Genomic DNA, 13,713 nt, shown 5'->3' with positions numbered 1-13,713 from the left:
TATCTGATAACTTTTGAAACTCTCTGCTTATATTCATAACCGCAAAAATAATCTATATTTGTGTCCACACGATAGGAAGTGTCGGGATTCGCTCTGCCACCACCAAAAAAAGTGGTACTCCACCTGCATCCGGTTTTCACTGCTACCGGGGCTAGGGATTTTGTGCAAAAAAGAACGTAAATGCGGTTTCCCGTAAAGTTTACAATTAAGAAGGAATTATTTTTGAAAATAAGTTAATTATCAAAGCTGATTTATCAGATTTTTCGGTAGTTAAATGGTATATTTGAAATAAGTAGTTTTGGATGATTATCACTACAATCTATCCTAATTGGGCGTATAATAATGACTACATCATCACTATATACAAGTTACCTGCAAGCGTCCAACGACTCTGCAAACATTAATCAGACAAACTAAAAATCGTTATTCAACCTACCACAATTGACGACTGAGAACTTATGACTTTGCGAACACAGACGTTCTATGTTCTATACCCCATTCAATCATTTTATCCAAAACTTCTGTAATTGATTTTCCTGATTCGGATAATTCATATTCCACAGTTACAGGTATTGAGTCATACACTTTTCGAACAATCACACCATTCAATTCCAGTTCTTTCAGTTCTTTACTTAACATTCTTGGTGTTATCTTCGGAATATTACGCTGTATTTCGGTAAATCGCTTTTTGCCAAAAAGGACGGAACCTATAATTGGCAATTTCCATTTTCCACTAATTACGTTCAATGTATCATTTATATATAACACATATTGAATTGGACAAGATTTGATGTCTTTTATACTATCCATTTTTACTCAATTATAAATTATTGGCACTATACTTTAGTATATTACTATACTTTAAGAAGCAAATATACAATATCTTTGCTTCATATTAATTAAAAAATTAGAAAATATGATTTTAGTAACAGGAGCAACAGGAAATTACGGAAAGGCAACCATTGACTTTCTATTAAAAAAAGGCATTTCAGCAAACAGCATTTCGGCTTTAGTAAGAGATGTGGCGAAAGCGGAAGACTTAAAAACAAAAGGAATTAACTTAAAAATTGGCGATTACGACAACTACGCTTCACTGGTAGAAGCATTTAAAGGCGTTGACAAGTTGTTGTTGGTGTCGGGTTCTGATGTTGTTAACCGTGGAAAACAACAAGAAAATGCAGTGAAGGCCGCTAAAGAGGCAGGAGTAAAACATATATTATATACCAGTTTTGAGCGAAAAAACGATACCGAAACTTCGCCAATTGCCTTTCTTGCAAAATCGCATATCGACACAGAAAACCAAATCAAGGTAAGTGGAATGACTTACACCATTTTAAAAAATAATCTTTATCTTGATGCGTTACCGATGTTTTTTGGAGAACAAGTTTTAACAACTGGAATATTTTTACCAGCAGGCGATACAAAATCGGCTTTTGCTTTGCGTAATGATATGGCTGAAGCTACTGCCAATATATTGACAAGTCAAGGACACGAAAACAAAGAATATTCTTTAAGCAATATCGAAAATACATCGATACAAGAAATTGCTCAAGATTTAAGTGAAATAGTTGGTAAACAAATCAATTATGTAAGCCCTCCACAAGATATTTACGTGGAAACATTAACAGGAGCAGGCGTTCCAACTGAATATGTTGGAATGTTTGCAGGTTTTGCCGAGGCCATTAAGCAAGGAGAATTTTCAACTGAAAAAACAGATTTAGAAAATCTTTTGGGCAGAAAACCAATGACTGCAAAAGCGTTTTTAAAAGAAGTTTACACTTCTAAATAACATCTTTGAAATAAGAACTTTATATAGCGAACAGTTTAAAATTGTTCGCTATTTTTGTAGTTAATAATTTGATAAACGAAAAACGCCAGCAGGTAACAGCGGTTTGCCTCAATGGCTTAATTCTGTGTTTCTTTAGAAAATACGCTGATAACTCAAAGTTTGGTTTATATTTGTGATTGTTCGGTGACATTCACGCCACTGAGGCAAGCCACCGGACGTTGTGCTATAATGTAGCGGATACAATAATTTAACCACAAGCGGGCGGGTACAACTGAAAATATTTCGTTAAATAATTTTTTATTACGTGTGTATTTTTTAATTTTACACGTAAATTAATTGTTATGAATACGAAACTAACATTGAATATCGATCAAAATGTAATTGAAGAAGCAAAATTCTATGCTAAAAACAATAGCGTAAGTCTTTCAAAGCTTATTGAAAATTATCTTTTGTCTTTAACTAAAAAAAATACAGAAAAAACTAAAGTGAGCCCACTTGTGGAAAGTCTTACCGGTGTTATTTCTCTTGAAAGCAAAGATTATAAAAAAGAATATTCTGATTACTTATCTAAAAAATATTCTTAATGGATAAAATATTAGTCGATACAAATATCGTTTTAGACTTACTTTCTAAACGAGAAGAATTTTACAGAGAAGCACAAGAATTATTCACTTTGTCGGACCATAATAAAGTTAAACTTTACATTTCTTCTTTAACACTTGCCAATACTCATTACTTATTGGCAAGGAATCATAAGTTAGATCAAGCGAGAAAGATTCTAATCAAGTTTAAAGTTTTGGTAGAAGTTTTACCTATGGATGACAAAATTTTAGAATTAGCGTTGGTTTCTGATTTTAAAGATTTCGAAGATGCAATTCAATATCATACTGCATTGGAAAATGAGTTGGATTTAATTATAACACGAAATAAAAAAGATTTCAAAACCTCAATTCTTCCTGTTCTAACAGCAAAAGAGTATTTAAAAAAGTAAGCCAGCGTTTAACAATAGTAGCCGTTGCACAACCGCTCTAAAAATCTAAATCGGCACAAAAAGCATTATAAAAACCAACCTCGTTTGAGTCTTTTTAAGCGGGGTTTGTTTTTAAATTGAGATTAATATTTTCAAAAAACAAATTACTTAAAAAATGCTCTTTTCAATTCGTAAAAACAGATTTTTACACAAGACAGCTAAAGATTACTTCATCAGTTCGTTTTGCTCCTGTAAAAATCCTCTCTATCTTAGCCAAGAAAAAAAACGTACATAAATTAAAACCCTATGGCTACATTTAGCAAACAGCTATCCTTTCGTTGGTCTGATTTAGATCCAAATTTTCACTTACGTCACAGTGTTTATTATGATTTTGGAGCACAACACCGTATTGAAATTCTGGAACAATTAGGATTAACATTAAGAGTAATGCAAACGGAACACATTGGTCCCATATTATTTAGAGAAGAATGTGTTTTTAGAAAAGAAATCAAACTCTCTGATGTTATTATCATGCAAACCAAAATGGCAAAAATGAATGCTGATGCTTCACGCTGGTCTATTGTTCATGAGTTTTATAGAGATGATGTTTTGTGCGCCATTATTACTGTAGATGGTGCTTGGATGGATACCAAACTCCGTAAACTAGCCAGTCCGACTCCTCAAATTGTTGTTGATGCGCTAAGTGTTTTTCCAAAAACAGCTGATTTTACCGCTCTATAATTAAACCAAATCCTATCGAATTATGTTTACAACTGCTCAAATAAAAGAAGCGCATTCTAAAGTTAAATCTGGGGCTGACTTCCCTGCTTATATTCAAGATTTAATTGAATTAGGTGTAAAAGGCTATGATACCTTTGTCAACGACGGTCATGTAGAATATTTTGGTGAAGATAATTTCCGAGCGGCAGCGACTGACACTTATAGCAGCATCACTGTTGCTGCATCAGCCAACAAAGAACGATTCATTGAATTTCTAGTCATGCATCAAGATGGTCAAACGGATTACCTCACTTTTTGCAATCATGCTGCGCAATGTGGAATTGCAAGATGGAGTGTGAATATTATAGAAATGACCTGCACTTATTTTGACAAATTAGGTTCCGCCATTTTAATTGAAAAAATTCCAGCTTAACCAATTAAACATAGAATTAACTGTAATGTTTTTTAAAACTTAAATGAACTTATATTTCTTATATGGTTGGCATTTATCACCATATAAGGAATATAAGTTCATTTAAGAAATAGTGTAATTATTTAAATTTTATTACAGTAAAACAAAAAAAATATTAGGTTTATTAAAAGGTCATAAAAAAGGTGGTTTGTTGACAAACCACCTTTTGATACTATATAATGCAGGGTTGTAATTAGGCTAGGTCGAAACGATCCAGATTCATCACCTTATTCCAAGCTTTCACAAAGTCCTTTACAAATTTCTCTTGAGAATCGGCACATCCATAGACTTCAGCGATTGCTCTAAGTTCTGAGTTCGAACCGAAGATAAGATCCACGCGAGTTCCTGTCCACTTTAATGCTCCAGTCTTACGGTCACGCCCCTCAAATACATCTTGAGACTCCGAAGCTGCTTTCCAAGTCGTACCTAAATCCAATAAGTTCAGGAAGAAATCGTTGGTAAGTGCTTCTGGACGCTTCGTGAAAACACCGTTTTGAGACTGATCGAAGTTCGCGTTAAGGACACGCATACCTCCAATAAGAACGGTCATTTCTGGTGCTGTCAGGGTCAACAATTGTGCCTTGTCAATCAACATTTCCTCTGCCGATATTGTGTATTTGGTTTTCATGTAGTTGCGGAAACCGTCTGCTTCAGGCTCCAAGACAGCAAATGATTCAACATCAGTTTGCTCTTGTGAAGCATCGGCTCTTCCCGGTGTAAAAGGAACTTTCACATCTTGACCCGCAGTTGCAGCTGCTTTCTCAATTCCTGCACATCCTGCCAAAACGATCAAGTCAGCTAGTGATACTTGCTTTCCGCCAGATTGAGCACTGTTGAATGCTGCTTGGATGCCACCAAGCGTCTCTAGCACTTTCGCTAGTTGAGCCGGATTGTTGACTGCCCAATCCTTTTGAGGAGCAAGACGAATACGGGCACCGTTTGCGCCACCACGCTTATCGGAGCCACGGAACGTTGATGCTGAGGCCCAAGCTGTTGCTACCAGTTGGGACACAGATAATCCTGAATCAAGTATTTTAGCCTTCAGCGCAGCAATATCATTATCATCAATTAGTTGATGCGTAACGGCCGGAATCGGGTCTTGCCAGATTAGTTGTTCCTTAGGTACCTCTGGGCCAAGATAACGTGCTATTGGCCCCATATCGCGGTGTGTCAACTTGAACCATGCACGAGCGAATGCATCTGCTAATTCATTCGGATTCTCGAAGAAGCGTCTTGAAATGGGCTCGTAAATAGGGTCCACTCTCAAGGAGAGGTCAGTCGTAAGCATAAATGGAGCGTGACTCTTTGACGGGTTGTGAGCATCTGGCACTGTACCTGCACCTGCGCCGCCCTTCGGTTTCCACTGATGCGCGCCTGCCGGGCTCTTGTCTGGCTCCCATTCGAAGCCGAACAGGTTCTCGAAATAGTTGTTGCTCCACTTGGTTGGCGTTGTACTCCAAGCACCCTCTAGCCCGCTGGTAATAGTATTTTCTCCATTTCCGCTACCAAAAGTATTTTTCCAGCCGAGACTTTGCTCCTCAATGGGCGCACCTGCAGGTTCTGGACCAACGTACTGGCTTGGATCGGCAGCACCATGGGTTTTCCCGAAGGTGTGCCCACCGGCTATAAGCGCGACAGTTTCTTTGTCATTCATAGCCATACGAGCAAAAGTCTCGCGAATGTCACGGGCTGCTGCGAGTGGATCAGGATTTCCGTTAGGACCCTCAGGATTCACGTAGATAAGCCCCATCTGAACGGCAGCAAGAGGATTTTCCAGTTCGCGGTCACCCGTATAGCGTTTGTCATCCAACCACTTTCCCTCAGAACCCCAATAGATGTCTTCCGCAGGTTCCCAAACATCCTCTCGTCCACCACCGAAACCGAAGGTCTTGAAGCCCATCGACTCAAGGGCACAGTTCCCGGCAAGAATCATCAGGTCAGCCCATGAAATTTTCTTGCCATATTTCTGTTTGATTGGCCATAGCAGCAAACGAGCCTTGTCTAGATTCGCATTGTCAGGCCAACTGTTGAGTGGTGCAAATCGCTGGGTACCGAAACCCGCACCACCACGGCCGTCCGCGATACGATACGTACCTGCGCTATGCCACGCCATACGAATGAATAACGGCCCATAGTGACCGTAATCTGCTGGCCACCAGTCTTGAGAAGTAGTCATCAGATCGAAGATGTCTTTCTTCACTGCATCCAGATCGAGACTTTTGAACTCATCTACATAGTTGAACTCTTCGCCCATCGGATTGGACAGTGAAGAATGTTGGCGGAGGATATTCAATTTCAACTGATTAGGCCACCAGTCATTGTTTCTCGTTCCAGCGCCAGCGCTTTGCTTTTGAGCTCCTCCTGAAAACGGGCACTTGCTTTCAACGTTAACATTATCTGATGTGCTCCCATTTTTATTATTTTCCATAATGCGATTGTTTTTTTGTTTTATACAACTTTCAATGCTAATTTACCTATTTTTTCTTATCTAAATTATTTTTACAATAGATAAAAATTATAGTTGTTGTTAAAATAAGTTATGCAATCAACTTATGGGAAATGGTTAATTAAAAGGGAATCAGAGTATTTGGATATTACCCAGCCAGCATTAAGCCCACAAACTCGAGAATTAGTTAAATGGTTGATTAATCTGTAAATCCTATTTATAGCAAGTCTAGGGTTTACCAAAATGGGGGCAGAAGGAATAAATTGAAAAGGAGTAATTCTATTAAACTTTTGTCCTAAATTTAGGCAGACTGAATTCTAAAATACCAACCTGCCTAAAGCCGTAGGATATTGCTATTTTAATTTTAAGTAATCTTAATTATTATTGTAATTCGACCTTAACATTATACTGATTTAAACTCAAAATACTTTCTATAGATCCAAAAGTGGCAATGCTCTTTTGATACTCTCTTTCTTTTTTCAAAGCGATTTGTTTTACACCGTTTTGGAACCGACTCACTTCTTTTAGATTCGTAAGTATTAATCCGGGAACGGCTGCATTTTTGCCGTCTTTGTCTTTCGAAACCATCGTAAAATAGGACGAATTACAATGATTAACGGTTCCTGTTTGAATATTTTCTGATTCCACACGAATACCAACAATCATAGAGCTTGTTCCCACGTAATTTACGCTGGCTTTCATCGTTACCAGTTCGCCCACTTCAATAGGTTTTAAAAAGTTAACGGTATCCACAGAAGCAGTTACGCAATAATTCCCAGAAAATTTTGAAGCACAGGCAAACGCAATTTGATCGAGTAATGATAAAATATAACCTCCATGTATTTTGCCACTAAAATTAGTGTGTGAAGGCAGCATTAATTCGGAAATTGTAATGTAAGAAGAACTTACCGTTTTGAAAGTAGTATTCATATTGTAATTATTTTTTTGCCACGAATTCCATGAATTTGCCACGAATTAATTCATTAAAATTTTAAAATAATTTGTACTAATTTGTGAAATTCGTGGCTAACTTTTTTTCGGGATTATTATAAAGTGTCCATTTTTTCTCCTGTCAATGCTATAAAATTTATTTTTGGAGATCCACATAAAGAACAACAGTAGTCATCGGGCAAATCTTTAAACAAAATTCCTTTTTGAATTCCTTGAACAATATCTCCGTATTCTGAATTATATAAGGTCAAACATTCTGGGCATTGATGGATATCTTGTTCTTTTTTCTCTTTTTTGGTTGCTGTTGTGCTTACTTCAAGAACTAAATTCCCTAATTCTTCAAAATATTTTCTACTCAATTCAATCAAAATGGTTGGTAATTCCAATTTGTCGACATCTTGCGTGTGAACAATATATTCTTTGGTATTTGGATCAAAATTTTTAGCATACAAAACATTATACGTATCCCTAATTTTGATGGATTCTAAATCTTTTGGCAATTCATTTTTTTCGACTACAATCGAAGTAAAATAATGCCCATCACGATTGTATTCTGATATACCAAAGGTAAGTCCGTAGGTACTGATATCAAATTGGTCCAATGTTCGAACCAGAAAAGTTTTGAGATTTAAAGCCCATTCCATGGCAACAGGTAAATGCCAGTTAAGTTCCAATAAGGAGTGACGAACGTTAATTCCTTTTTTACCCAAGAATTTTTCCCAATCTAATTTTCGTTCCTTTGGAATTCCTTTTACGATAAAGGACTTCCATGGCGTGATGCATATTTTGCCTATTTTGCAATCAAAACATAAATCGCACATTTCTTTTAAAAAGTCTAAATCGTATAGATTATTTCTCCAATACAAACCTAGCCAATATTGATCGATGCCTAATTTATTCATTCCTTCATAGTAAGGAAAAGGGTAAAAAGGAATGTTTAAGGGTTTATCAATTGTTCGATTGTTTGTGTCCAAAGCATCGCTGATCAATTGAAAAATCATTTCGACAGAATCAGGTTCTTCTTCGAGTATTTTTTCAATGGCATAATATACTTCGGCGGTATTCCAACTGTAAATCAGTACGGGATACATTTCCATTTTATCCCATTTTGGCAAACGAATGTATAAAAACCAATAATCTTCATGATCTGAAGCAATAAAGTTGATGTGTCCTGTAAACAAAGGAACTAACTGTTGTTTTGGATCTGTAATATTTACTTTTAGCTTGGGTTGTTCTTTAAATTGCTCTAAAATATATAAAAATTTATTTCCCGTCAGCCAAGGAGTATTTCTAAAAATATCTGTAGATACATAGGAAGAAACAATGTTGTTTCCACTTTTTTCATTGGGATAAACAAAATAATTCTTACCTGTTTTTTCCTTTTCTATAGGGGTAAAACCTTTAGGAAATATAATGTCTTGTCGAGAACCAAAGGAGATTGCATCCAATCCTTGTTCTAAAGCCATATTTACAATTTCTCGTAATTCACCTGGTGAAATCACGCCTCCTTTTACTATTAGTCTTGTCAATTCCATATTTTTTTAGTGTTCAGTTCTCAGTGTTCAGTATTCAGTTGCTGACTGCTAACTGATTACAGAATACTGCCAACTATTATTTACATTTTGATAAGATTTCTTTTACTTCGGTTTTGCAACTTCCACAACCTAATCCAGCACCTGTGGTTCTGCATAATTCGGTGAAATTGGTCACACCACCTTTGATGGCTTCTTCAATATTACCTTGTCCCACTTGGCTGCAGGAGCAAACGAGTTTTCCTAAAACGGGTTTTGCATTCGAACTTCCTCTTAATAATGTATTTCTTTTATCGGCTAATTCGATTTTGCTTTCGATCATGGTTTTGAATTCGGCAAACTCACTTTTATCGCCCATCAAAATAGCGCCAATCAATAAGTCGTTTTTGACGATACATTTCTTATAATATCTTTTTCCTAAATCAGCAAACACAATTTCTTCATAAGAATCGTCATTGTCTGGGATTTCTATTTCGCCAATACTACATAAATTGATGTCTTCGAGTTTCAGGATATTCATCAAAACCGAGCCTTTATAAAAACTACTGATATCACCAGCCATAAAATTAGCCAAAACATCAGCTTGTTCTTCGGCAGCTGAAGTAATTCCGAATAATTGGTTGTTGAATTCGGCTATTTCTCCTATGGCGAATATATTTGGATTTGATGATTGTAAATACTGGTTTACTTTTACGCCACGTCCGCAGGATATTCCTGATTCTTTGGCTAATTCTATATTTGGAATCGTACCAATGGTGTACACAATGGCATTGGCAGTAATAATTCGACCACTTTTCAGGGCAATTTCAATTTCATTTGCATTATCGGTATCAAAAACCGTACTTACTTCATTATCAAAATAAATTTGAATATCTCGAAGTTGCACTTCTTCGGCCAATAATTTACTCGAAATTCGGTCTAATTGACGTTCCATTAATCGGGAAGCCCTTTGAACTATCGTGATTTTTACTTTTTTATGTTTTAAAGCAGCAGCCAATTCCAATCCTAATAATCCACCACCTACGATAACTACATGTTGTTCTTCGGGAACTAAATTAGTATCATCCAGATAGTTTTTTAATCGGTCTGCATCTTCTTTTTTTCTAATGGTAAATCGTCCCGGTAAATGCAGTTGCGCATTTTCAGGAATAAAAGGCCTGCTTCCTGTAGCTAGTATCAAAGAATCAAAAGTATGTGTTGTACCATCGCTATCGAGAATTATATTTTCTTTGGTGTTGATGTTGTCAATTGAAACACCCGATTTCATCGTGATATTTAGCTTGCTTAATGCTTCGTCTTTTATTTTTAAAAGCTGTTCCCACGAAAGCTCCGCAGTTACGTATTCAGGTAATAAAACCCTGTTGTAAAAAGGATTTTCCTCATTTGAAAAAACAATAATTTCGTCAGTGGTATTGATTTCCCTGTAGTTTTGAATGAATCGGAAAGCAGCCGCTCCAGCGCCCACAACAGCGATTTTTTCGAAAGGTTTCACGTATTTGGCAACCGCTACAGTTGTGAATTTAAAATCGGGCTCTTTCGATACAGGATCTACAAGTGTGTTGGTTAAATTATTGGTTCGATTCAAATCATTTTCCAATTGTTTTCCCCAGTGCATTGGCAAGAAAACAACACCTTCTCGAATGGTGTCGGAAACTTTTGCTTTTATACGAACGGTTCCGTTTTTGCTGGTCACCACAACAATATCTCCATTATTTATCGAGGCTTTGTAGGCGTCAATAGGATTTATTTCAAGCACTGGACTCGGGATATGTGTCATCAATCGGGACACTTTACCCGTTCTGGTCATCGTATGCCATTGGTCTCTTATTCGACCCGTGGTAAGAATGTACGGAAAGGTATCATTAGGTTGTTCCGAAGTATTTTCAATAGCTGTTGGAATATTAAAAATAGCTTTTTGTGAAGGCGTATAGAATTTTTTATCGGTAAATAAACGCGGTGTTCCGGGATGTCCGTAATCAGGAACGGGCCATTGAAAAGTTCCTTCGTTTTTAAGACGATTATAATTTAAAAAGGAAATGTCAATATTGGTATTTTTTGTCATTAGACAATGTTCCTTATAAATATCTTCTGTATTGTTGAAATTGAATCCGTTGAAATTCATTTTTTTAGCAAAACGAGTCAGAATTTCCACATCCGAAAGTGCTTCTCCCGGTGCATTGATACCTTTCGGCAAATAAGAAATTCGTCTTTCGGAATTGGTCATGGTTCCTTCTTTCTCTAACCATCCTGCTGCCGGCAATAATAAATCGGCAAATTTTGAAGTATCGGCATTATGGGAAATATCTTGGACGATGACAAACTTGGCATTAGCCAGCGCTTTTTCCACTCTTCGAGAGTCTGGTAAACTTACCATTGGATTGGTACAAATAACCCAAATCGCCTTCATTTTTCCAGATTCCAAGGCATCAAACATTTCAGTAGCCGTCAATCCCGGTTTTTCAGATATGTCTTCAACTCCCCAAAAATCAGCTACCTCTTTACGATGTACCGGATTATTTAGTTCTTTATGTACTGCCAGTAAATTTGCCATTCCGCCTACTTCACGGCCACCCATAGCATTAGGCTGTCCAGTCAATGAAAAAGGTCCTGAACCTGGTTTTCCTACTTGTCCGGTTAGCAAAGAAAGGTTGAGTAAGGCTGTATTTTTATCTACGCCAATAGCACTTTGATTTAATCCCATTGCCCAAAGCGAAAGAAATCCTTTGGCTTTACCAATGATATCAGCGGCCAATTTGATGTCATTTAAAGGAATACCACAAAGTTTGGATGCTTTTTCTAATGAGCTAGACAGTACAAGGTCTTTATATAATTTGAAATTTTCAGTGTGGTTTTTAATGAAATCATTGTCGGCATATCCTTTTTCGATTAATCTTTTGGCCAAAGCATGATATAAAATAATATCAGTACCCGGAATGATTTGTAAATGCAAATCCGCAGCTAAAGCCGAATCTGTTTTTCGAGGATCGATTACAATGATTTTTACTTTTGGATTTTTTTCTTTGTGTTGTTCTATTCGACGAAAAAGAATAGGATGGCACCAAGAAGGATTGGCTCCGGTTATCAAAAAAGTATCTGCTAATTCAATATCATCGTATGCAATTGGAACGGAATCCTCTCCAAATGTTTTTTTGTAACCTGCCACTGCCGAACTCATGCATAAGCGAGAGTTAGTGTCAATATTATTAGTTTTCAGGAATCCTTTTACCAGTTTGTTTACTAGGTAGTATTCTTCAGTGAGGCATTGTCCGGAAATGTAGAACCCAACACTATCAGGACCATGTTTTTTTATTATGGATGTAAATACTGCTGCAGCACGATCCAAAGCGGTATCCCAACTTACACGTTCCATAGGATGCGATTTACTCCATCGCATTTCTGGATACAAGATTCTGTCGGAGGTATCATTGACTACATAATGCAGGTTCATACCTTTCGAGCAAAGCATCCCTTTACTCACCGGATGGTCTTTATCGCCCGTAACGATTACTCCATTTTTAGAATCATTGGTTACTATAATTCCGCATCCTACTCCACAATAGGAACACGTAGTTTTGATTTCTGAATTTTGCATTATTGAATTTCTTTATTAATAATGAAAGCTTAATATATTGATCTGTTTCTATCTTACGAAAGTGTAAAAATAAGTATTTTTACGTATTAATACGTATTAAATGAATTTTATTTTATAATTTTGGTTAAAATAAATTTTGAACGCCAAATCATTTTGTGAACAATTTAAAATTTTATCCATGAAAGAAGAATTAGCCACTTGTACCAGCTGCATAAATGAAAATTGTTTTATTAAAAAGCATATTCATTTAGAACAAATGAAAAGTTATATTGATAGAAAGCGCAGTTTTATTTGTAAAAAATCACAGCAATTTATAATTGAAGGCGCACCAATTCAGGGTTTGTATTTTATTTACAAAGGAAAGGTAAAGACGGTAAAAACAGGTATTAACGGAAGAGAACAAATCGTACGATTAACTAAGGATGGAGATACAATCGGGTTTAGAGGTTTTGGTACCAGTAAGCGCTATCTTATTGGTGCTTATGCGCTGGAAGATACGGTATTATGTAATTTCAGTAATGAAGATATGCTGGAAATACTTCATAATGTTCCCGAATTTACCTTTGATTTAATGTTGTTTTATGCGGAAGAGTTGAATAAAAGTGAGAATAATATTCGCAAAATTGCGCAAATGAATGTGAGAGAAAGGGTAATTGATACCTTATTATATATTCATAGAAAATTTGGACAAGTGAATGGCGTAATTGAGCTTGATTTGTCCAGAAAAGAAATTGCAGATTTTGCCGGAACCACCGATGAGCAAGTGATACGGGTAATTTCTAGTTTAAAAAAAGAATTGCTTATTAAAACTGTTGGTAAGAAAATCGGATTAATTAATACCGATAAATTAAAATCAGAAATTAAAGAACATAAATAGTTGCAACAATAAATTCCCATTTTCTCTTCCTCCTTTTTTCTTCCAATATGTAGTCTCCTTTTGGAGAACATATATTCTCCCAACTCTTTTTATTCGAATAAATAATCGCTTTTTATGTTTTTAAAAGCTGATTAATAAGACTTGCACAAGACAAATTTTACCTGTACGTATTTATTTCACTACGTGTTTGATAGTGCTTAAGCCGTGCTATAGTTGGTTTTGTTTTTATTATCTGTAAAAAAGCAGGAATAAAACTGTCTTAATTACGGTGTTTTGAGTATTAAAAAGTTGTTTTAGTCTGTATTTTACATCGTACGTAAGTATAAGTACTTACGTAAATTTGCTTCATACTAATTAAAACATA

At 36.1% G+C, this 13,713-nt stretch carries 11 protein-coding genes; 6 read left to right on the top strand and 5 right to left on the bottom strand.

Annotation, left to right across the window (positions count from 1 at the left end; translation table 11 throughout):
* Positions 1-456: 456 nt before the first annotated feature.
* Positions 457-810: a winged helix-turn-helix transcriptional regulator gene (locus FNW38_RS13210; protein ID WP_143388145.1), complete on the bottom strand. Its 354-nt coding sequence runs from the start codon at positions 808-810 to the stop codon at positions 457-459.
* Between the two features lie 106 nt (positions 811-916).
* Between FNW38_RS13210 and FNW38_RS13205 the strand changes: the two genes are divergently transcribed.
* From FNW38_RS13205 to FNW38_RS13185, 5 genes are all read left to right on the top strand, one after another.
* Positions 917-1,789, top strand: coding sequence for an SDR family oxidoreductase (locus FNW38_RS13205; protein WP_143388144.1), 873 nt, complete (start codon positions 917-919; stop codon positions 1,787-1,789).
* 341 nt (positions 1,790-2,130) lie between these two features.
* The gene (locus tag FNW38_RS13200; RefSeq protein WP_143388143.1) at positions 2,131-2,373 is read left to right on the top strand and encodes a DUF6364 family protein; all 243 of its coding nucleotides are present in this window, start codon (positions 2,131-2,133) and stop codon (positions 2,371-2,373) included.
* Entirely contained in the window at positions 2,373-2,780 is a 408-nt protein-coding gene (locus FNW38_RS13195; protein ID WP_143388142.1) for a type II toxin-antitoxin system VapC family toxin, read from the top strand. Before FNW38_RS13200 ends, FNW38_RS13195 begins: the two co-directional genes overlap by 1 nt.
* Positions 2,781-3,065: 285 nt before the next feature.
* On the top strand, positions 3,066-3,500 hold the full coding sequence (locus tag FNW38_RS13190) for an acyl-CoA thioesterase (protein ID WP_143388141.1): 435 nt from the start codon (positions 3,066-3,068) through the stop codon (positions 3,498-3,500).
* 22 nt (positions 3,501-3,522) lie between these two features.
* Positions 3,523-3,912: a DUF1398 domain-containing protein gene (locus FNW38_RS13185; RefSeq protein WP_144064886.1), complete on the top strand. Its 390-nt coding sequence runs from the start codon at positions 3,523-3,525 to the stop codon at positions 3,910-3,912.
* Positions 3,913-4,144: 232 nt separating this feature from the next.
* On the opposite strand, the gene katG is transcribed toward FNW38_RS13185, so the two are convergent.
* From katG to FNW38_RS13165, 4 genes are all read right to left on the bottom strand, one after another.
* Entirely contained in the window at positions 4,145-6,379 is a 2,235-nt protein-coding gene (gene katG, locus FNW38_RS13180) for a catalase/peroxidase HPI (protein WP_144064887.1), read from the bottom strand.
* A 399-nt stretch (positions 6,380-6,778) separates the two neighbouring features.
* The gene (locus FNW38_RS13175; RefSeq protein WP_143388138.1) at positions 6,779-7,327 is read right to left on the bottom strand and encodes an acyl-CoA thioesterase; all 549 of its coding nucleotides are present in this window, start codon (positions 7,325-7,327) and stop codon (positions 6,779-6,781) included.
* Positions 7,328-7,443: 116 nt separating this feature from the next.
* Positions 7,444-8,883: a rubredoxin gene (locus tag FNW38_RS13170; RefSeq protein WP_144064888.1), complete on the bottom strand. Its 1,440-nt coding sequence runs from the start codon at positions 8,881-8,883 to the stop codon at positions 7,444-7,446.
* A 76-nt stretch (positions 8,884-8,959) separates the two neighbouring features.
* The gene (locus FNW38_RS13165) at positions 8,960-12,472 is read right to left on the bottom strand and encodes a nitrate reductase (protein ID WP_143388136.1); all 3,513 of its coding nucleotides are present in this window, start codon (positions 12,470-12,472) and stop codon (positions 8,960-8,962) included.
* Positions 12,473-12,650: 178 nt separating this feature from the next.
* Here FNW38_RS13165 and FNW38_RS13160 point away from each other — a divergent pair, with 178 nt between their 5' ends.
* Complete coding sequence (locus FNW38_RS13160) at positions 12,651-13,349, top strand: Crp/Fnr family transcriptional regulator (protein ID WP_143388135.1); 699 nt, start codon at positions 12,651-12,653, stop codon at positions 13,347-13,349.
* The last annotated feature ends 364 nt before the right edge of the window (positions 13,350-13,713 follow it).

Source organism: Flavobacterium gawalongense (genome assembly GCF_007097265.1).
GTDB classification, from domain to species: domain Bacteria; phylum Bacteroidota; class Bacteroidia; order Flavobacteriales; family Flavobacteriaceae; genus Flavobacterium; species Flavobacterium gawalongense.
Note: the sequence above shows the minus strand (reverse complement) of the source record. Positions and strands in the feature narration are given on the sequence as shown.